Source organism: Paenibacillus sp. 1781tsa1 (assembly GCF_024159265.1).
Taxonomy (GTDB): domain Bacteria; phylum Bacillota; class Bacilli; order Paenibacillales; family Paenibacillaceae; genus Paenibacillus.
Genome location: NZ_JAMYWY010000001.1, coordinates 983,376 through 1,004,618, shown reverse-complemented (window position 1 = coordinate 1,004,618; position 21,243 = coordinate 983,376). Strand labels below are relative to the sequence as shown.

General features: G+C 47.3%; 19 protein-coding genes and 1 riboswitch. Of the genes, 7 read left to right on the top strand and 12 right to left on the bottom strand.

The annotated features are described in order from the left end of the window. Positions 1 to 104 precede the first annotated feature (104 nt). The 12 genes from NKT06_RS04535 to NKT06_RS04480 all read right to left on the bottom strand — a co-directional run bounded on the left by NKT06_RS04535 (position 105) and on the right by NKT06_RS04480 (position 13,983). On the bottom strand, positions 105 to 410 hold the full coding sequence (locus tag NKT06_RS04535) for a PAS domain-containing protein (protein ID WP_036672654.1): 306 nt from the start codon (positions 408 to 410) through the stop codon (positions 105 to 107). Between the two features lie 71 nt (positions 411 to 481). Then, on the bottom strand, positions 482 to 2,479 hold the full coding sequence (locus NKT06_RS04530) for a methyl-accepting chemotaxis protein (RefSeq protein ID WP_483311560.1): 1,998 nt from the start codon (positions 2,477 to 2,479) through the stop codon (positions 482 to 484). A 347-nt stretch (positions 2,480 to 2,826) separates the two neighbouring features. Further along, positions 2,827 to 3,666: a MetQ/NlpA family ABC transporter substrate-binding protein gene (locus tag NKT06_RS04525; protein ID WP_483311559.1), complete on the bottom strand. Its 840-nt coding sequence runs from the start codon at positions 3,664 to 3,666 to the stop codon at positions 2,827 to 2,829. A gap of 84 nt (positions 3,667 to 3,750) precedes the next feature. Continuing rightward, the gene (locus tag NKT06_RS04520) at positions 3,751 to 4,422 is read right to left on the bottom strand and encodes a methionine ABC transporter permease (RefSeq protein WP_253430486.1); all 672 of its coding nucleotides are present in this window, start codon (positions 4,420 to 4,422) and stop codon (positions 3,751 to 3,753) included. After that, positions 4,419 to 5,228 (bottom strand): methionine ABC transporter ATP-binding protein, encoded by an 810-nt coding sequence (locus NKT06_RS04515; RefSeq protein ID WP_253430483.1) that lies wholly within the window; start codon positions 5,226 to 5,228, stop codon positions 4,419 to 4,421. The genes NKT06_RS04520 and NKT06_RS04515 overlap by 4 nt, the downstream gene beginning before the upstream one ends. A 131-nt stretch (positions 5,229 to 5,359) precedes the next feature. After that, complete coding sequence (locus NKT06_RS31860; RefSeq protein ID WP_253430479.1) at positions 5,360 to 7,663, bottom strand: outer membrane protein assembly factor BamB family protein; 2,304 nt, start codon at positions 7,661 to 7,663, stop codon at positions 5,360 to 5,362. 100 nt (positions 7,664 to 7,763) lie between these two features. After that, on the bottom strand, positions 7,764 to 8,558 hold the full coding sequence (locus NKT06_RS04505; protein WP_253430476.1) for an energy-coupling factor transporter transmembrane component T family protein: 795 nt from the start codon (positions 8,556 to 8,558) through the stop codon (positions 7,764 to 7,766). Beyond that, a complete protein-coding gene (locus tag NKT06_RS04500; RefSeq protein ID WP_253430472.1) occupies positions 8,533 to 10,104 on the bottom strand; it encodes an ABC transporter ATP-binding protein in 1,572 nt (523 codons plus the stop codon). The genes NKT06_RS04505 and NKT06_RS04500 overlap by 26 nt, the downstream gene beginning before the upstream one ends. Beyond that, a complete protein-coding gene (locus tag NKT06_RS04495; protein ID WP_253430469.1) occupies positions 10,105 to 10,698 on the bottom strand; it encodes an ECF transporter S component in 594 nt (197 codons plus the stop codon). Between the two features lie 564 nt (positions 10,699 to 11,262). After that, positions 11,263 to 11,931 (bottom strand): pectate lyase, encoded by a 669-nt coding sequence (locus tag NKT06_RS04490; RefSeq protein ID WP_253430466.1) that lies wholly within the window; start codon positions 11,929 to 11,931, stop codon positions 11,263 to 11,265. Positions 11,932 to 12,277: 346 nt separating this feature from the next. After that, positions 12,278 to 13,153, bottom strand: a complete 876-nt coding sequence (locus NKT06_RS04485; RefSeq protein ID WP_253430463.1) for a radical SAM/SPASM domain-containing protein — start codon at positions 13,151 to 13,153, stop codon at positions 12,278 to 12,280. Between the two features lie 131 nt (positions 13,154 to 13,284). After that, complete coding sequence (locus NKT06_RS04480; protein WP_253430459.1) at positions 13,285 to 13,983, bottom strand: aspartate/glutamate racemase family protein; 699 nt, start codon at positions 13,981 to 13,983, stop codon at positions 13,285 to 13,287. Between the two features lie 286 nt (positions 13,984 to 14,269). On the opposite strand from NKT06_RS04480, the gene NKT06_RS04475 reads away from it, so the two are divergent. The 7 genes from NKT06_RS04475 (at position 14,270) to NKT06_RS04445 (ending at position 21,179) form a co-directional block, all read left to right on the top strand. After that, positions 14,270 to 15,412 (top strand): iron-containing alcohol dehydrogenase family protein, encoded by a 1,143-nt coding sequence (locus tag NKT06_RS04475; protein WP_253430456.1) that lies wholly within the window; start codon positions 14,270 to 14,272, stop codon positions 15,410 to 15,412. After that, positions 15,409 to 16,464 carry an ABC transporter substrate-binding protein gene (locus NKT06_RS04470; protein WP_253430453.1) on the top strand — a complete coding sequence of 352 codons (1,056 nt, stop codon included), beginning with the start codon at positions 15,409 to 15,411 and terminating at the stop codon, positions 16,462 to 16,464. The genes NKT06_RS04475 and NKT06_RS04470 overlap by 4 nt, the downstream gene beginning before the upstream one ends. A 28-nt stretch (positions 16,465 to 16,492) precedes the next feature. Beyond that, positions 16,493 to 17,278 (top strand): ABC transporter permease subunit, encoded by a 786-nt coding sequence (locus tag NKT06_RS04465; protein WP_253430450.1) that lies wholly within the window; start codon positions 16,493 to 16,495, stop codon positions 17,276 to 17,278. Positions 17,279 to 17,302: 24 nt separating this feature from the next. Continuing rightward, complete coding sequence (locus tag NKT06_RS04460; RefSeq protein ID WP_253430446.1) at positions 17,303 to 18,079, top strand: ATP-binding cassette domain-containing protein; 777 nt, start codon at positions 17,303 to 17,305, stop codon at positions 18,077 to 18,079. A 24-nt stretch (positions 18,080 to 18,103) separates the two neighbouring features. After that, entirely contained in the window at positions 18,104 to 19,225 is a 1,122-nt protein-coding gene (gene hisC, locus NKT06_RS04455; protein WP_253430443.1) for a histidinol-phosphate transaminase, read from the top strand. A 108-nt stretch (positions 19,226 to 19,333) separates the two neighbouring features. Next, positions 19,334 to 19,436: riboswitch (TPP riboswitch) on the top strand. 176 nt (positions 19,437 to 19,612) lie between these two features. After that, positions 19,613 to 20,380, top strand: a complete 768-nt coding sequence (locus NKT06_RS04450; RefSeq protein WP_253430440.1) for an ABC transporter ATP-binding protein — start codon at positions 19,613 to 19,615, stop codon at positions 20,378 to 20,380. After that, on the top strand, positions 20,367 to 21,179 hold the full coding sequence (locus NKT06_RS04445) for an ABC transporter permease (RefSeq protein ID WP_483311558.1): 813 nt from the start codon (positions 20,367 to 20,369) through the stop codon (positions 21,177 to 21,179). The genes NKT06_RS04450 and NKT06_RS04445 overlap by 14 nt, the downstream gene beginning before the upstream one ends. The last annotated feature ends 64 nt before the right edge of the window (positions 21,180 to 21,243 follow it).

Here is a 21,243-nt window from a genome sequence, read left to right as displayed (position 1 = left end):
TAGTATGCCAGGCTCCCTTATTCAATTGACGATATTGACCATTTTTTTGAAAATAATTACTACTTTCAGCTAACATACCCTTATCACCAAACAACGATTTTTTTTCATGAAAATTCATCATTAAATATGCTGATATAAAAAAGAGAATCATCCAAATGAACCGATGTAATCGTAACTTGGGCTTCCCACACTTCCTGATCGGCCTTCATCAGTTTGGCTACACCGGACCAGGTCTGATTTCCTCTCCAGTGGGTATCCATTAGCAATCGGGCAGGCTGACCTATGGTGCTCTCCCGTGAGAATCCTGTTTTGGTTACATAAACGGAATTCACATCTAGAATCACACCCTCCTCATCTGTAATCATGACCGCATCCGTTAGCAGTAAGAAGGCTTTGAGTTCTAGTTGCATGGCTGTCCACTCCCTCTAATGAAACATGATGTGATGTTGTTCCTGTGTGATGTTCTCTTCTACGATCCCGTTTAATACTTAAACTGTCTAATCAGGCGCTGCAGATCTTCAGCCATGGTAGACAAGCCACGAGCCGAGGCAGAAATCTGCTCCATCGCTGCCAGTTGCTCTTCTGAAGAAGCGGCCACTTCTTCGGAAGTTGCAGCATTGCCTGACGCGATGCCTGCCAACTCATTGGATACAGCAGATACTTCCTGTACACCTGCTGTAATCTCTTGTGACGTAGCTGCAATCTCTTCAATCTGAGGTGTCGTTTCGCGCATACTATCCAGAATGCGTTCAAACTTCCGAATCGCTTCTGTAGAGATTTCCATGCCCTCTCCAACCTCTGAAGTCACCTTCTCCATCATGCGAACGGAAGCAGCCATATCTTCCTGTACCGCCGTAGTCAGCACGGTGATTTCATTGACGGACTGCCCGGATTGCTCTGCCAACTTGCGAACCTCTGCTGCTACAACGGCGAATCCATTGCCATGTGTACCTGCACGAGCAGCTTCAATGGATGCGTTCAGCGCGAGCAGGTTTGTCTGTTTGGCTATATTTCCGATTAACTCCGTGATTGCTGAAATTTGGTGTGATCGTTCATATAACGCCTGAATCAATTGGTTTGTCTGTTCTACCGTCTCTTGAATCGATTGCATCTGACTCACCGTCTGCTTGACGGTGTTGCCACCTTCTTCTGCTTGTACAGTTGTATGTTTCGCCAAATCAGCGACATGTATGGAACGTTCGGCGATTCTTGTAATCCCAATCGTAATTTCAATCATGGCCTGATGGTTATGTTCAATACCTTCGGTCTGTTTCTCCGCACCACTCGCAATTTCCTGAATGGCTCGCGCGACCTGCTCGCTGGCTGCGCTGGTTGATTCCGCACTCTGAGTCATTTCATCCGAAGAGATGACTACCTGACTGGCGCTGTTCTCCACATTTTGAATTAACACACGCAGGTTGCTCTGCATTTTGCCAAAAGCATCACTCAGTTCACCAATCTCATCATAGCTTGTACTTGTTATGGTCTGGGTTAGATCCCCTTCACTCACCTGAATCGCCTGATCCTTCAACTGACGAATCGGTTTAACAATCGATCGCATCACCAGCCAGATGATCAAAATTCCGATGACAAGACAGGAAACGATCACCATAATTGTTCGATTCAGAATAGGCGCAGCCGCATCCTCTACTTCAGAAGAGAACATGGTACCTGCAACCTTCCATCCCGTGGATGCATTCGTGGCGTAATACATGACCTTATCAACCTGATCAAAGGTATAGTTGAAGTTACCGGATTCATTCGTATACACTTGTGTCCAAAAATCTTCTGTTGCATCTGTTCCAGGTTGCATCGTCGGATGATAGATATACTTTTCGCTGGCATCCAGCAGAATCAGATGTCCCTTTTCTCCTACTTTAATTCCGCTAACCAATTGACTAATGTCCGCCAGATTGAGATCCAATTGGACCACACCAGATTGGTCTTCCAGTGCCTTGGCGATGGTGATGGTGATCTTGTTTGTCTCGGCAGAAATATAAGGGTCTGTAACAATGACCTGCTCTGGATTTCCCATTGCTTCGGTATACCATGGTCTTACTCGGGGATCGTAATCCTTGGGCATCTCTGCATCAGAGGACATCAGATACACACCGGCTTCTGTGCCCACACCTATGGTGATGATATCTGTATTCTGCGCAGCATACCCCTTCAATTCGTTCACAACCCGAACCTCGGCATCTTCCTGTCTTAATTCCTCTGCAAGTGTTTTTGCATAGTACTCAATATGATTCCGTTTGGTATTAATTGAAAGATCAATCGTCGCACTGGCAAGATTCACGTTTTCCATCGCACTATGTAAAATTTGCTTCTCTACTTCATCTTTCGCACTGTTATACGATAAGATTCCAATACTTAACGAAGGAATGGCCAGGAATGCAATAAAGGACACCACCAACTTTGTCTTAAAGTTCTTATGCATCTTGTTGAACCAGGTCGGTTTGCTATTTTTTTGGGACAAATTTCTCTACCTCTTCCAGATTAATTTTAGATTTACTTGATCTAGCTCTTGTAAAGCTCTCATAGATTGTAAACCATCTTTTTAAAAAACTAGGTCTCACTTCTTGTAAAAAACACTTTTTACACTAAAAAACTCGAACAAATCTCTTCATTTATAATCCTAAAGAACTATTTTCAAACAAATTATACGAAAAAACTATTAAATAAAGTATTCCGGGGATATGACCAAATTGTTAACTTTTTAAATACTTGTTAATAAGCACGCGATGACAACAAAGATGACAAAAAAAAAGATCCAAGCGTTATCGCTCAGATCTTATGACTATTCCCATTGGACCAACGTATTCTCTATTTAAATGCCGGGATCGCGATATCTGCATATTTCTCTTCGAAGAAGGCTTTGACCTCTGGACCCGCCATACGTTTAGCCAGCTTCTGGATTGCTTCGGAGTCCTTATTATCCTCACGGGCAACCAGGGTGATGGCAAAATGGGAATCATCCTTCTCGGTTAACAGTGCATCCTTTTTCGGTGTAAGACCGAGCGGACTGGCATATGCAGGTGTCATAGCTACCAGATCAGCGTCATCCATCATGCGAGCAAGCATCAACAAGTCCACTTCCTCAAACTTGAAGTTCTTCGTATTCTCGGTGATATCTGCCTGTGTGGCGTTAAAACCTACGCCTTCTTTCAGCTTAATCAATCCGTTCTGCTCCAGCATCACAAGAGAGCGACCAATGTTGGAAGGATCGTTCGCAATTGCGATCGTTGCACCTTCTGGCAATTCCTCAATCGTTTTGTACTTTTTGGAGTAGCCGCCATAGATGGCATTATAGATGGGCTGCACGGCCACCAGGTTCGCATTGTTTGCTTCATTATATTGGTTCATGTAAGGCACGTGCTGGAAGAAGTTTGCATCCACTTCCTTGTTCGCGAGTGCCGTATTCGGTTGAACGTTATCCGACAACACAACAACTTCCAGATTGACGCCATCTTCCTTCAAGAGTGGTTTAACAATATCCAGTACGTCTGTCATCGGCGGAATCAATGTGGCCACTTTCAGCGTAACTTCTTGTGCAGCTTGTGTATCTTCTTTTGTTCCTTCAGCCGCAGGTGTTTCTTCTTTTTTGCCACAAGCAGCTACGACCAGCATTACTGCAAGCAACATAAGCATCATTTTTGCTTTCATTTTATGTCTACCCCTCATCATATAATCTGTATTGGTCTTACTTGTTACTGCACTTTCTTCCATCATGTACCGTGTCCACTACCCTCAGGATCTGCGATCCAGCCAGTGGGACAATCTGCTGCCTGTAAATTGGATCATCTGTACCAGGATAATCATAATGATGATCGTAAATACCATAATCTCCGTTTCGAAGCGCTGATAACCGTAGCGAATGGCAAAATCACCAACCCCGCCGCCACCTACAATGCCCATGACTGTCGAGTAGGAGATGAAGCTAATCGTAGCTGTTGTGAGTCCCAGTACAAGGCCAGATCGTGCCTCCACGTACAGGAATTTCACCACAAGCTGCATTGTCGATGCCCCCATGGATGCAGCAGCTTCAACCACTCCCTTCGGTACATCCAGCAATGCTTGTTCCACCAGTCTGGCGTAGTAGGCAATCGCAATGATCGAGAGTGGAACGGTTGCCGCCAGTGTACCGATGGACGTTCCAACAATGATTCGTGTGAATGGAATCATGAATACAACCAGCAGTAAGAACGGAAACGAACGAATGATGTTGACGACACTGCCAAGTACAAAGGACAACGTTTGATTCTGATACCGTTGTCCTCTCCGGAATAAGTACAGAAGTGTACCCAGAGGTAATCCAATCAGAACAGCTGCCACAATGGAGATACCCACCATGACAAAAGTCTCTCCGATCGCCTGCCATATTTCATGCTGATACTTGAGCACAGATTCAGGTAACCTCATGATTTGTCCTCCTGGTCTGCCTGACGGAACAAAGACGAACCTGCCATACCGTATTCATCACCCGCAAGCAAGGATGTCAGCAGATCCGGCTGCGGAGCGGGGATACTGCTTACTTCCGCTTCAGTCAACGTTCGTACGAGTCGCCCATCCTTCATAACGGATATCCTGTGACATAGCCTACGAGCCACTTCCATCTCATGCGTCACTACAACAATGGTCACGCCCAGCGTTTCATTGATATGACGAAGCACATCCAGTATGCCATTCGTGGTCTGTGGATCAAGCGACGAAGTCGGTTCATCACAGAGCAGCACATCTGGACGACTGGCTAGTGCTCGTGCAATCGCCACACGTTGCTTCTGTCCTCCGCTAAGCTGAGCAGGATATTGATCTGCCTTGTCTTCCAGTCCAACAAATCTCAGTACCTCAAGTCCACGTTCGACTCGCTGTGTACGGGACATACCCGCCAGTTCCAGCGGCATACAGACATTGCCACTCACCGTTCGATTACTGACCAGATTGAAGTGCTGAAAGATCATGCCAATGGACCTTCGTGCCAGACGCAGAGTGCGCTCATTCATCTGGGTCAGGTGCTGCCCATTCACAACAACCTCACCATCATCCGGCTTTTCCAGACCATTGAGCATCCGCAGAAGCGTGGATTTACCTGCGCCACTCGAACCTATGATGCCGTGAATTTCGCCTTGTCCCACTTCGAGCGACACCGAGCTTAAAGCTTCGAATCCCTGATCTGCACGGGAACCGCGCTCGTTATAACGTTTGCTTACACCATATAATGAGATCATGGAGAGTCCTCCCGTGAATGATCATGCATGGTTCTTCAAGAACACATGAAGAAAGCCCGCACAGCCGATAACCGGAGCGCGAGCAATCCTGTTCATTTATAATAAATCAACATCCCTTATGAGACAAGCTTTTAAGGTGAGATTGCCTCCTGCAGGCGGCTGGCTTCATATACACGAAAACGTCCGTTGGACGAACCCACGTACACTTCATTGCCGATCCGGTTGATCATTCCATTCTTCGCATCCCGGTCGCGATGCTCCGGGTTTCCCATCACAACGTCATGTACACGACCTAACAATGCTCCATTGTTTTTATTCAATATCAACCAGTTCTCGTCCATGGGCAGCAGCAACTGATCATCAATGACCAGATAACTTCCCTGATTCGTTGGATACCTTAGAGTGGCAATCGTATCTTTGGCATTCCAGCGCGTCTCCCCCGTATCATAATTCAAAGCCGCGGGGTAACCATTTTTAATCACATACAACAGATCTTCTTCAACCAGTCCTCGTTCAATCTTGCCCTTGAGCTTCCACCGTGTTTTGCCTGTCTTGGCATCGAACAGGGTGGTTGTAAAATCTTCATACTCTCCGTAATGATTGCCGTTTTTGTTCTCACGGATCAACAACATGCCATCTTTCAGCTCCTCCAATCTCTGTCCTACCCGAGCAGGGAATTGGGCAAGCTTTTTCCCCGTGTTCAGATCAAGCAGCAGCCACTGATTGTCTAACGATAGCCATCTTTCAGCATTTCTGGTTGCAAAGGGATCAAGACGTTCAATTCCATCAAAATATGGATCATTCCCAAGTTGTTCTATGGTGGATCGTTTGCCCTTTAAGCTCCATACGATTCGCCCAGATTGCGGATCGGCTGCAATCAGCTTATTCTTATCCCAATACAACACATAAGGATCATCTGCACTCTTGTTCAACAATTCATAACCCTTAGTCAGTTTTCGCTTCCACAATGTTTTTCCGTTTGAGCTGTCCAGTACCGTTAACCAACTATTGCTTGAACTCTCAACAACCGGGCTATCCACGACCACAACGTTTTTCGCAGCGGTGATGCCATTTAGTCTAAAATTTTGCTTAGGGGTGTACGTCCATGTGACCTTTCCGTTCTTCAAGTTCAGATGACGAATACGATCCACGTAATTTTTCTTGTCAGGGTCATAGTCGTTGTAGATTGTAACGTATTGGCGTGCGGTATCCACCTCTGCCTGCTGTCTTCCAAAACCCCCATTGATCCCCCATAATTTCTGGCCCGTATGACGATCAAGGGCATATATGGAACCTTCGTAGTAGCCCCCGCTAAACCCACCGTCATCCCCTTTCATCAGGAGTACATCATCCGTGGCTGTTTTTAAAAAAGTGTAGTTAATATCCCCCCGGTTAGTCCATACCGGTTTCCATGGGATGGTCATCGGTAGCGTTGTGCCATAGATTTTTGTTGTGAACCCATATTCATCCGCCCGACTGATGTTCCAATCAGAAACGACATTATTTCGATCATTCTGTGGCAGATTCCAGCGAGTTCTGATCAGCTTGCCATTCTTGTTGAATGTGACCAAAAATTGCCCATCTTCCCGCTCATATCTCCAGGTCTGTCCAATACTCATTGAATACCCCGTATCATTTAAATTGCCTGAACTCTCTCTCCAATCAGGCTCACCTAACCACTCAGCCACTTGTTTGGAGGTAGTTGTCTGGTTCAGCTTAATATCCGTCAAATGACGAATAACCGAAGTCGACAGTGCTGTATCCTGTTGGAACCAACCATCTGTCACATTTTTCCGCTGCTCTATAGCCTGTGCTTTAATCCAGAAGAGTCCTGGCCGATACGTGAAGGATTCCTTATTCCAGATTCGTGGGGCAATGGAGACCCCATACCATCCTTTCCACTTTGCAACAATAACAGCCTGACCTGTTAGCGCTTTCTCAAAAGACCAGGTTATAGAACTTTCTGGAGCCAAATACAGCTTGCTGCCTGATTGGAGCTCGAAACTTTGGGGAGCCGTTTCCGTCATGCTTCTGCTCTCCTTCAATGCATACCATCTTGGCAACCAGAAGTCTCCATGATCGGATGACTTAAGCTGCATCCACTCGCCTCGAACCGATGCCAACGTATACTTTTCGTTTTTTGTTGTATAGTATTCAATTCCCATTTGGTCAGCAGCCACACTGCCGTCCCTCCTGTTTTGGAACAGGGGGATGTCATTCATGAGTGTAACGGGGTCTCCTTGTTTGTAGGTCAACTGTGTTGATAAGCCTTGGGGACTTGCCCCCAAAGCTTGTAGCGTTGTAACCGAAGCTTGTCCTCCAAACGCTACCTTTTGGGAATCCAGCAGCATCCATCCCGTCAACAGTACAGCTGATAATCCAGTCATGGTAATCCACTTGTAACCCAATCTCTGCCAGTCAGGACCCGTCTTCACTCTCGTTCATCCCCATCCATTAGAAGTTATTTCCATATAGACGCTGCAAACAGGAAAAAGTTACCGTTTACCTCAATATATTTCTCTCTATCTCCCAGTATTACCTTACATCCAGCATCGTAGCATGATAAGGAAAGGTAAGCCCAATGTAATAAGCAGCTGTTAAGGTGAGGATATAATAAAATACAAACCACAGATCAGCTCGGGAATAGCCAATCTGAATGTAATACGTTCGGCTCGCCCCATCCGTGAATCCCTTCGCTTCCATCGCCACCGCCATTCGCTGTGCACGACGAATACTCTGTGCCAGCAGCGGAATAGCGTAACGCTTGAGTGTACCATACACGTTCCAGCGAGAACCGCGCTGCCGTGTTCCACGAATACGAATAGCGTAACGGAGCGTCTGGAATTCATCCAGCAAAATGGGGATCATGCGCATCGCGGCCAGAAAGCTATAGGCATATTTTGCAGGAAGCTTCCACTGCTGCATCAGGGAATAAAACAACCGTACCGGCTTGGTCGTAAGACCAAATAGTAACCCAGCCGCCGCCATGCTCAGGGAGCGAAAACCCAAGTGTAGACCGCGATAGAAGCTTTCTTCGGTGATGTGAATCAGCCCCCACTTATACCATGTGGTCTCACCCTTGCCAAACATCATCATACCCATAGACGTGGAGATAAACACCAGAATGAATGGTGATGCGTACAGCATCAATCTATACCACGGATGACCTGTCCAGCACAGTAACAGCATCATCGCCAACGCAACATTGGCCATTACATTCAGATTGTGAATGAGGATAACGATGACAAACATCATCGTCAGAATGATCATCTTTAATCCCGGATTGACATTATGAAGCCAGGTTTCACGGTGAGGAAACGACAGTTGCATCAGATAACCTCCCCTTATCCACCGACCAGATTCGGGTGCAATGTCTTTTTACAATTTCATGATCATGGGTAACCATAACAATGGCTGTTCCCTCTCTCCGCAATTGCTCCAGTTGTGCTAACATGGCGAACGTATTGCGGGCATCCTGTCCAAAAGTAGGTTCATCCAACAGCAGTATTCGTTGCTCTCTCACCAGTGCAGAGGCAACGCTCAAACGTCGTTTCTGCCCCATCGATAATTGGTAGGGATGGCGCTCCGACAGGTCGATTAGTCCAAATTGATTCAGCATATGATCCGTCCTGGCAAGTCTTTCTTCCGCTGTAAGGCTGCCCCCCAGCAATGAGAATTCCACTTCTTCCGCGACGGTGTTAGTCACAAATTGAAACTCCGGGTTCTGAAATACAAACGCGATTTGATCTGCAAGCTGCTCCGTTTTGCCAGAAGGCTGACCTTCAACCTCATAATGACCTGTTGTTTTCAGGATATTCATCAGAGATAACAACAATGAACTCTTGCCAGCTCCATTGGCTCCGACAATCCCAATCCAATCCCCAGGCCATACTTTGGCATGTTCCACCTGAATAAAGGGTGTTTTCCCACGAAATCCGGTGAATTGCTGCAATTCCAGTGCAGGCCTATAGGCGGGTGATACAGGGGATACGGATGAGACGTGAGCTAGGGGGAATTTACTCGTTGCATCGGATAAGCCAGACGATTGCTGTGCTTCCAAGTTTGAGATGCCCTGATTCTCACACGCTTGAGGCTCTCCAGAAGTACTTCCCTCCTCTTCCTTAGTTGGCTGCTCTCGCTCCTCCCATATGCCTGGATACCAGATTCCATAATCCTTCAGCTTGCCTCGTTCATCCGTGAATACCTGCTGCGCTGGCCCATCCGCCACAATCTTTCCTTCAGGTGACAACACAATGATGCGGTCGACCATATCCACAATCTCGTTAATTTTGTGTTCAACAATGATGATTGTTTTGTCACTGGCGATCCGTTTAACGGTATCCCACACTTGGGAGGTACCCTCATCATCCAAAAGTGCAGTGGGTTCATCCAAAAACAATACCTCCGGGTCCATGGCAAGCATCGAAGCAATCGCGAGACGCTGCTTCATCCCCTGAGACATGGACTGGATCAATATACGATTCTGTTCAAAGGATAACCCCACTTGTTTCAGATAATATTCAATCAGCGCAGGCATCTTTTCACGCGGAATATTTCGGTTTTCCAGAACAAATGCGATCTCTTCATCCGTAAAGGACATACAGAACTGGGTATCCGGATCTTGAAAGACCACTCCTGCTTTGGCGGGAACCTGAATATCATCACATTTCATCGGAATCTCAACCGAACGTGGAATTAAACCGCTCAGAATTTGCAATAACGTTGATTTACCGGAGCCGCTAGGGCCAAGCAACAGCACTTTCTCCCCTTGACGCACAGAAAGAGACAAGCCTTGGAATACCAAGGCTTTCTCTCCCGGGAACTTGCATCTTAGATTCGTCACACTTACCGCTTGCGAATTCCCCTCTCCGCTCATCTAATCCAGCGCCTCATAATCCTGTTTGGATACCGGTCTGAGGGAGCGTGTTACACCGGTCAGTTCCAATGCTTTTGCGAGATAATAAGCAAACACTCCTGCAATCAGGATGCTTCCGATGAAGCGGAATCCGATAAATAACGTATAATTCCAGGCTGAGAGTGAATCGATATAGCCGTACTGATAATCCAGCATAAGCGAAGCCGCTGCGGCTCCTATGGCTGCAAGACAAGTGACAAACAGATTGGTTTTTCGATACAGGAATGCGGCGAAGAATATCTCGGCTCCCAACCCTTGCAACAAACCATATACAAGTGTGGACATGCCCCATTCACTGCCCAGAAAAGCACTTACCGTTGAAGCCGCAACCTCGGCTAGAATAGCCACGCCTGGTTTACGAATGATGACAAAAGCAAACGTGCCGGCCATAAACCACATGCCATAGATCATCTGCTCCGCATGAACACCGAAGGGTTTCATCAAGTCATATGTAGGTCCCCATATCTTGTAAATCACCCCAAACACCACTGCGATCACAATGGTTACCAGAATATCTGTTAGTTTCAAACGTTTGCTGCCTGTTGTTATTGCCATGTTCTCTACGTCCTTCCTTTGTTCCCTGTGGGGGTTCTAAAAATAAACGAAAAAGCCTCCCCGGTTCCGGGAAGGCCTAACACGCAGTATACAATCCTCACAATGATGTAATGGATGGATGTCGAAAATACGGAATATCAACCAGCACCCCTCCGCCCTGGCATATACACCACCACAGTTCAAAAAGGTCTGTTGTTCATCCACGTTCATTCCCACAATTCACCCTTACATATTGCAAATTCATGTTCTCTACGCTGGCATTACCCAGATCAGATGTACGGTCAGCGGCACAAGGCCACTCTCTCAGCCCAACTTCATTGAGCTCCCGGTTCACTTATTTCATTGCTTCTAATGTACATCAGATGGGTATTTGTGGCAATGCCCAGAAAAATCATGCTTCATTAATCAGCAGAACTATACTATGACATCTGCATTACAAAGAGCGTCCCTCAAAGTCAGTGTGGCAATGACCCTGGGACGCTCATTTTGGCGTTATATTTCAACTTACTTCCAATCACAAGTGGAGCTTATACTTTTAACAACTCCAATGATTCAATCTCCTGTTTAATATTGCGTATTACCAGATTGACTGGTCTTACCTGAAGCAAATCCCTTGAACAGGGTTGGCACTTTGGAATAGCGGGTATTCGTAATTTTCCCTTGAGATACACTGCTGTCTGTACGCATAATAGCATCTTTCACATTGGAAATGTTGGAGTTATCCAACGTCATGTTAACCGCAAAGGTAGTTCCACCATTTTGACGTACCAGCTTGCCGATATCATCTGCACGGAAATTTTTGATGTTAATCGTTCCGGCTGCATTGATCTGGAACACTTTATCATAGGCCTTGTACGCCGCCCCGCCAGTAATGTTGACCGTTCCCGCCGACTTCAATGTGAGTGCATCCTCACCCACATCCTCCCAGACTACATTCGATATACTACAGTTACCATAACAGTGAACACCATCGGCAGCAGGGTATCCGATATTTACATTTTTGAGCGTAGCCCCTGCCTCCAGACGAAATACCGGTTTCTGATTCTCTGCTTGAGACCCATCCCCCAGTGTGGAAGGATTGGCTACAAATGTTTTGCCTTGACCGTCATAAGTTGTGCCCGCTGGAACAATAATCGTTGAATTAACAACTGTAGGCGCAGCAGCAGCCGGAACCGCACCAAATATGGAAGCAACCAAACCAGCGGACAACAACAACGTCAACATTTTTTTCATTACTTTATTCCTCCCTTATTCTCTCGTTATTTGGTATTGTACAAGCCTGAGCTTGTCCTGGAAGTTCGTCAGAGGTGCACCTCTGTCCGACCCACAACCTAATCCTACCAAATAAGGAAGGTAACTAGAATAATCATTAGATCAGATATATCATGACACCGCACAATCCCTGTCATATCGGCATTTTTTGCAAGTTAGATCCTTCAAACAATATGCTGATATCAACCTCTGGTATGCTCATATGTAACATAAGTCTCTCTAACTTTAATCCCAGTAACAAAGAAAGATCACGACATTGTCTCCAAATGTGTGATCTGAATGGCTCCTAGCTTGCTTATATAAGATGTCAGGCTCCAAATCTCTGACGATAACCGCACTTTCGACACAACTCTTCCACAGCTTCCCGCTTGGAGAAGCCATATACCAGATTGTTCGCTCGCTCACCCTCAATAATCTCGGAGAATGACTTCTCGTGCACATTACCCAGGTTAATCACACCCTCGCCATCGAGACAGCATGGAACCACCGTTCCATCTACAAGCACAGCTGCCTGACTACGCAATGCATGGCAGAAGCCCTTGCCGTCATCTTCAGGTGCATCCAGACTTGGCCACTGGAACTCGTGGTCCTGATTCAGGTATACATTCGGGGCAATTTTGACCCCGCTGCCTGGAACCACTTTCTCCTCAATGCGGAAGTCCAGATTGAACTCACGTTCCAGCACTTCAAGGGTCTCCCGATTTCGATTCATCTGAGCATTCGTAAAGTTATCCTGCGTCAGATTCCACAGTCGGAATGAGATGATGACATTGTGCTTAACGGCCTCGTGTACAAAAGACAAAATATGACGCAGGTATCCGTCACGGTCTGTTGAACCTTCATGCCCATCGAAGCTGTGCAGGGAGAAATTCATCTGCCTCAGCGCCGGTTTGCCAAGCAATTTATGCTGAGTCTTGGGCAGCAGTGTACCATTCGTTGTAATGTTCACCTTGAGTCCCTTCTCGTGTGCGGAATCAAGCAGCAGATCTATTTTGGGATGCAACAAGGGTTCGCCTTTGACATGTAGATAAATATGGTTGGTATGTGGTTTAACTTGTTCCAGTATATTGTTGAAGACTTCAGGGTCAATGAATCCTTTGGCACGCTGCGTCTGCGGACAGAAGCTGCAAGCCAGATTGCAGATACTCGTGATCTCAATATATACTTTTTTGAACGTTTTCAACTCGGGTCCCCATTCTGCCTAGGAGGGAGAACAATCCCACCTGCATTTTGTGATCCGGCCTATACGGGCCATCCCTATTATATCGGGTTCATGAGCCAAGGTAAATCAGAGAACGGGTTTATCTGGTTGTGTCAAAATGATTTGGCTAGTGCCAAATGAACAGATTCAATCGCATGAATACGTGTTGTATCAAATAATGGAACTTCTGAATCCTCTACTTTTACTAATAATCCAATTTCGGTGCAACCTAATATGATTCCCTCTGCTCCATCATCAACTAGCCTTTGGATCACCTTTTTATAATAATCCCTTGATAAGGGCTCAATTTTCCCTAAACATAATTCCTCATATATTATTTTATTGATAACTTTTCGATCCTCTTCATTCGGTATCAAAACCTTAATACCATTAAATTCAATTCGTTTTTTATAAAAGTCTTGTTCCATCGTATATTTTGTGCCGAGTAAACCAACCGTACTTATTTGGGACTTATGAATTTGATTTGCTGTTGAATCAGCAATATGTACAATGGGTAAACGTACTTTTTCTTCAATATGTTTAATGACTTTATGCATCGTATTTGTACATATTACGATCATTTCTGCTCCTGCCTTTTCCAAAGACTGAGCAGCATTCCCTAATAGTTCACCAGCACTTTCCCAATCACCTTCAGCTTGATAACGCTCGATCTCTTCAAAATCCACGCTATATAAAATGCACTTGGCTGAATGCAATCCTCCCAATTTATTTTTCACTTCTTCATTAATAATTCGATAATATTCTAACGATGACTCCCAGCTCATTCCACCAATAAGACCAATCGTTTTCATATACACTCCCCTTTCCATTTAATACATCCCAAAAGCAGCATATAGAAATTTAATAGACATTGTACCGTATTCTTACATCTTAAATAAATCTGCCTCCGTAAGCAAAGTAAAGAGTCGATTGCCCCTTGTTCCCCCGTTCTATAGTCACTTATAGATTCTTTCAATCGAAGTATAGGATGTATTGATTGTCTGGGTTATTGTGGTTGCTGAGACGCGATGCTAGAATTTAAACAATTTAAAACCAAGTTAAAAAGTAAGAATAATAAGTTATAAAGGGAGTGTATCGATGATTACTGTTAAAGCACCCGCAGTATATGTACACGAGGCTAACATTCTTGAGCAAAGTGGTTCGCGGATTGCACAGCTTGGGCAGCATGTTCTCATCATCGCCGGTGAGGCTGCATTAAAAGCCGTAAAGCCTTACCTTCTTCCTTCACTGGAAGAGCATAAGATCAAGTTCCATGTGCAATTGTTTCACGGTGAGGTTACAACAGGTCAGATTGATGCTTTTACGCAGCAAGCTTTCGATCTGGATGTTGATCTGATTATTGGCGTCGGTGGCGGTAAAGTGCTCGATCTGTCCAAAGCGGTAGCCGAGCAAGCCCAATTGCCCATTGTAACGGTCCCAACGATTGCCGCAACATGTGCCGCCTGGTCCGCCTTAACCGTGCTCTATGATGAACAGGGCCAATCTGCAGGCTATCGTCCCCTGCGCCGTTCGCCTGATCTCGTTCTGGCTGATCCTCATATTCTGGCGAGTGCACCAAGACGATATTTGGCCGCTGGAATCGGTGACACGCTCGTAAAATGGCATGAGTTCGTCGTTAATCTAAGTGGCAACGCCACCAGCCTCACTCTCCGAAACAGTGTCAGCACTGCCAAGCTTGCGCTCGATATTCTTGAAGCGCACGCCATCGATGTCTATGAATCCACCGATACAACCGGTAGTACACCCCAATTCCGTGATGTTGCCGATGCCATTATTGTGCTCGCCGGCCTTGTGGGCAGCATTGGCGATGGATCACTTCATGCCGCGATTGCTCATGGACTGCATGATAGCCTCACCAAATTACCCGAAACACACGCTTCGCTACATGGAGAAAAGGTAACCTTTGGACTGTTCACCCAGTGGATTCTTGAAGGCAAAGCAGGGGATGAGCTTCATGAGCTGCTCACTCTGCTACATAAGCTGAATCTGCCAATCACTCTTGCCCAGCTCGGCATACAACAACATCCTCGGGAAGCTGCTGCGCGCATTGCAGCAGGACTACAGCTGCGGGAAGGCAGTGCGGCACATCTCTCCTTCGGAGTTAGCACAGCGCAGGTAACCGAAGCCATTCTTCAGGCAGACCGTGTCGGCCAAACATTCATAGAATCCAGTCAGTCCAGTGAAAACAGTACATACACCAAGGAGGTTTCCTCCCTATGATTCGTCCAAACCGCCATTACACTCTCCCCTTAACTGCCTTTCTGAGCGCGCTTCTGTTGTTGGTGATTTCCGGCTGCTCTACCGGAACTGACAATCAGGCCGCCGGTACAGGCGCAACACCGACAGCGGCATCAGCCGCTTCCAATAATGACGTTACCATTCGGGTTGGTCAGACCGGATGGGGCAATCTCGAACTGGGGCTGAAAGCAGCCGGACTCAATGACACCCCCTATAAAGTCACTTATAACGTTTTTCAGGGAGGTAACCTGATCCTTGAAGCGATGGCTGCCAATCAACTGGACTTTGGTGTGACCAGTGAAATCCCACCCATTTTTGCATCTCAGGCTGCCAATGGTGGAAGCTTCAAAATTATTGCAGTACAACAAGGCAGCACCTTAAATCAGGAGGTTGTTGTTCCCAAAGGTTCATCGATTAAATCGGTTGCCGATCTGAAGGGCAAAAAAGTGGCTTTCGTCAAAAACACAACGGCCCACTATTTCCTGCTCAAAATGCTGGAGGAAGCCGGGTTAACCTGGAGTGACATCAGTCCGGTCGAACTTACAACAGCAGATGGACTCAGCGCCCTAATTAGCGGGAAAGTGGACGCCCTTGCCAGTTACGGCAATGCCATCATCTCTGCACATCAGAATGAAGCAACAACGCTCGCTAGCGCCAGAGATATCTTGTCAGGCAGCTTCCTTGTAGCCGCCTCCGATCAGGCCATTGCGAATGAGGAACAGAAAAAGGCCCTTGCCGATTATCTGGAGCGAATCAACAAATTCAATGATTGGGCTCGTGCCAATAAGGACGCATGGGCTCAAATTACTGCAGACAATACTCACCAGCCGTTGGAGCAAGCCCTTAAAACCTACACGGATGGAGAAGCACAACGTACAACACGTATCGTTGCCATTTCTGACGAAGCCATCAAGTCCGAACAGGACGTAGCGGATACGTTTCAGCAAGCGGGGATTTTTGACCAGGCAGTCGATGTGAGCACATTCTGGAGTGATGTACTTCAAGATCAGCTTCCAGCTCCAACTAGCCAATAAACGAAAGAAGCAAGGAGGTAGGCATAACGTGCGGTCCAACACCTTTAACCGGGCATGGTTTAACCAATTCATTCCTTTTGTTGTACCACTACTCATTCTGGCTCTATGGCAATGGCTTACTGCATCCGGAGTTGTTGCAGCCAATATTTTGCCCCGTCCCGCTCAGGTACTGGAGGCCTTCATTCGTTTGCTTCGAAACGGTGAGTTATTAAACAATATCAGTATTAGCGCCAAGCGGGCTTTGGGAGGATTCCTCATTGGTGGGGGGCTGGGTTTCCTGCTGGGGGTACTGAACGGCATCTCCTCCCTTGCGGAAAAGATCGCCGATTCCTCGGTGCAGATGATCCGCAATATTCCACATCTGTCCTTGATCCCTCTCGTTATTGTGTGGTTCGGGATCGGAGAAGAAGCCAAATTATTTCTCGTTTCCCTGGGGGTGTTCTTTCCGGTATATCTGAATACGTTCCATGGCATACGTTCGGTCGATCCCGGTCTGATTGAAATGGGCAAAGTATATGGACTCAGCCGTTGGTCCCTCTATAAGGACATTATCCTGCCTGGTGCATTGCCTTCCATTCTGGTGGGCATTCGCTATGCACTTGGCATCATGTGGCTGACACTCATCGTAGCCGAGACGGTTGCGGCGGATGCCGGGATTGGATACATGGCGATGAACGCGCGGGAATTCATGCAAATGGACGTAATTGTCTTAAGTATTCTGCTATATGCCCTGCTGGGCAAGTTGTCCGATACCATCGCCAAATGGCTGGAACGGCGCTGGCTGCGCTGGAACCCGGCTTTATCCCGCAAGTAAAGCCAAAGGAGCGTGAATGAATCCATGAGCACAAGTCAGATCAGCCCCTTTCTTCAAGTGCATGGGGTCCAGAAATCGTATGATCAGCGCACGATTCTATCCGACATCAACGTCAGTGTAAGACAAGGGGAGTTTGTAGCCATCGTTGGACGAAGCGGCTGTGGCAAAAGTACGCTGCTGCGTCTGATCGCCGGGCTGGAACCCCCCTCTTCCGGAAGCATTATGCTGGGTAACAGAAAGCTTGGCACTACAGCACCTGAGACACGATTTCTGTTTCAGGAAGCCCGGCTGCTGCCTTGGAAATCCGTGCTCGACAATGTACGGCTGGGCATCCCCGACAAGAACAAGGAGGATGCACGCCAGTCGCTTCGCAATGTAGGACTTGGAGAGCGTGAAGGTGACTGGCCAGGAGTATTATCAGGCGGGCAAAAACAACGTGTCGCCTTGGCACGGGCACTCGCAAGTCATCCGCGATTATTGCTGCTGGATGAACCGCTCGGTGCATTGGATGCATTGACCCGTATTGAGATGCAGCAATTAATCGAACGCTTGTGGGTAGAAGAAGGTCTGACTGTCATTCTGGTCACGCATGATGTCAGTGAGGCGGTCGCGCTGGCTGACAGGGTGCTGTTAATTGAGGACGGTCATATAACGATGGATACCCGAATTACGCTGGAGCGGCCACGCGTTCGGGACAGCGGGTTTGCTCATTTTGAAAATCTGATTCTGAATCGGTTGTTGACTCCTCCACAAGAAACAGCACAGCAGATTGCCCAGAAACAGATATCATTCTCGATCTAATTCCACTGGAAAGAAGGTATGATCATGCAATCCCTCTCACCTGTTCCCTCTCCTCCTGTCAAAGACCTGTTAAATCAAATTCCAGCCTATACACCTGCCAAATCCATGGAACAGATTCGGCGGGAGTTGGGATTGGAAAGTGTCGATCGACTCGCAGCGAACGAGAATCCGTTTGGATCTTCTCCCCTTGCAGCCGAAGCGGTCAGATCGCTGGGCTCCGATCTTTTGGCACAATACCCCGATGGTTCCAGCCAACTGCTGCGTGATAAACTTGCGGAACGTCTGGGTGTTCGTACCTCCCAACTGGTATTTGGCAGTGGATCATTCGAGCTCCTGACTCTGACCGCCCAAGCATATCTTAATCCCGGCGAGGAATCACTCATTCCGGTCCCCTCCTTTAATTGGTATAAGGGTGCTACGCTGCTGGCAGGCGGGGTCATTCATGAAGTACCTTTGGTCAACCATTCGCTGGACCTGGAGCAATTCCGGCAACGGATTAATGCTTCTACCCGAATTATTTGGCTTTGCAATCCGAATAATCCGACCGGAACCATTTTCACGGCAGATGCCTTACTTGGTTTACTCGAACATGTTCCCTCCCATGTCGTGGTTGTCCTGGACGAAGCGTATTATGAATTCGCGGAAAGTGAAGATTATCCTGATACGGTTAAGCTGCTGGAGCAGTACAATAATCTGATTATTTTACGGACCTTCTCCAAAATATATGGACTTGCCGGCCTACGAATCGGATATGGCATCGGGAATGAAAGTATCATTGAAGGCATTAACCGGGTCAAGCTGCCCATCAGTCTGACAGCCACATCCCAAGCCGCTGCTTCGGCCAGTCTGGATGATCATGAATTTGTCTCTCATTGCCTGGATTACAATCGTCAGGGACGGGAAACGTTAATGCAATCCTTTGATCAGTGGAACTTACCCTACATCCCTTCCGAAACGAATTTCATCATGGTTGATCTGCTGCAGGATAGTGGCCCGATTACCCAAGAATTGTTGAACAGAGGCATCTCTGTCCGCGGCGGTACCGAATTCGGTATGCCTACCTGGCTTCGGATTACGATTGGCACGCCTGAGCAGATTGTCCGTCTGATCGGTCAGCTTGATTCGCTGTTACATTCAAGCGGTTAGAATCCTGGGTTACTTTTCTAACTTACAGTACTCACATTCTTTCCAAGCACCCCCTTTACATTCCACTTGCATGTGATATATGCTGAACACACAACTGCATATCTTGAACTTTTGCACTAGGGGAGCCTTGCGGCTGAGACGAATATGACTATTCGGACCCTTTGAACCTGATCTGGATCATACCAGCGGAGGGAAGTGGAGCGGCCTCTCAGTAAGCGGATTTTTTCATGTTGATGATGAAATTTAATGTGAATTGAACTTACAGACCCACTCATTTCTCCGGAAATGGGTGGGTCTTTTTCGCGTTCTGCGGGCAGATCAGAAGGTGTAATTAAAGATTCCGCAGTTTGAAGTTGAATTTGGAATAACAAGGGGGAACAGAACGAGATGGATAATAACATAACCATTCACAACATGAGCTACGCTTTCCCGGGAAAAAGGGATTCCCCCGTGCTCTCCAATGTGTCGATGCGTGTAGCCAACGGCGAATTCGTCTCGCTCATCGGCTCCAGCGGCTCCGGTAAAAGCACCCTTTTCAAGCTGCTGGCAGGCCTGCTTGAGCCAACCCATGGAACCATAGAAATTCCTTGGGTCCCTGAAGGAAAGCGACTGGGGCAGGTGGCCTATATGCCACAAAAGGACCTCCTGTTATCCTGGCGAACCGTCATGGAGAATTGCATGCTCCCCGCTGAACTTGCTCCAGAGCGGCAGGATAAGGGAAGAATTCGCGCGGACATTCTGGCAGGGCTCGACAGATTTGGCTTATCCGGCTACGCGCATGCTTACCCGGACGAGCTGTCGGGTGGCATGCGCCAGCGTGTCGCGCTGCTTCGTACTTTGCTGACAGGTGGCCAACTCATGCTGCTGGATGAACCATTCGGTGCACTCGATGCCTTAACCAAACGGGAGATGCATCGCTGGCTGCTGGAGCTCTGGGAAGGCCTGGGTAAAACCGTGTTGTTCATTACACATGACATTGAAGAGGCCCTGCTTCTCAGTGATCGGATTATCCTGTTAACTCCTGGGCGCCAAGGCCAACAGCTACAGGATTTGACGGTACCTTTGCCACGTCCAAGACATTCGGACATGATCTACGAACCGGCGCTCGTTCAGATGAGACGACGACTGGAGGAACAATTGCATGCGAGAAGGTAACTTGGGAGACTGCATGAAGGATAACGTAAGGCGTTGGCTTGCCCGTTATGGTCTGTTTCTTTGGCTCATGCTCTTGCTGCTTGTCTTCTGGGAGTGGATTGTACGTATGGGATGGGTACCCTCCTTCATCATTCCAGCCCCAACGGCGATTGCCAGCTCCCTGTATGAGCATCGCTACCTCCTGCTGGCCACACATCTGCCTGCTACCTTGATGGAGGTTGTCGTTGGTTTTGGCTTGTCCATTGGTGCAGGAATTGCACTTGCAACGGGAATGCATATGAATCGGTCGATTGAAAAAGCGTTATATCCCTTCATCGTAATCAGTCAGACGATCCCGCTGATTGCCCTGTCCCCCGTCTTCATCCTATGGTTTGGCTACACGCTGTGGAGCAAAGTCGCGGTGGTATTCCTAATCGCCTTCTTCCCCATTGTGGTGAGTACCTATGATGGCCTGCGCCAGGGTGATCCAGAGCAGCGTGAACTGCTGCTCACCATGGGGGCCAGCAAGTGGGATATTTTTTGCAAACTCCAGGTTCCACTGGCACTTCCCTCTTTTTTCTCGGGACTAAAGATGTCTGTGGTGTACTGCGTGGTTGGTGCAACGATTGGCGAATGGCTCGGTGGCAGCAAAGGTCTCGGATACTTCAGCCGCCGCATGTCCAGCAACATGAACACGGACGCGATGTTCGCCGCTATTGTGCTGTTATCCCTGCTCGGGATCGTTTTGTTTGTACTGATTGCCTGGCTGGAAAAACGGTTTAACACACCCCGTCATGGAGGCAAAAGAAAGACCGGATAATCTTTGAGAGTGAACCCGATTTAATGATAGGAAGTATGATTTCCAAACACTTTTTTCACATATC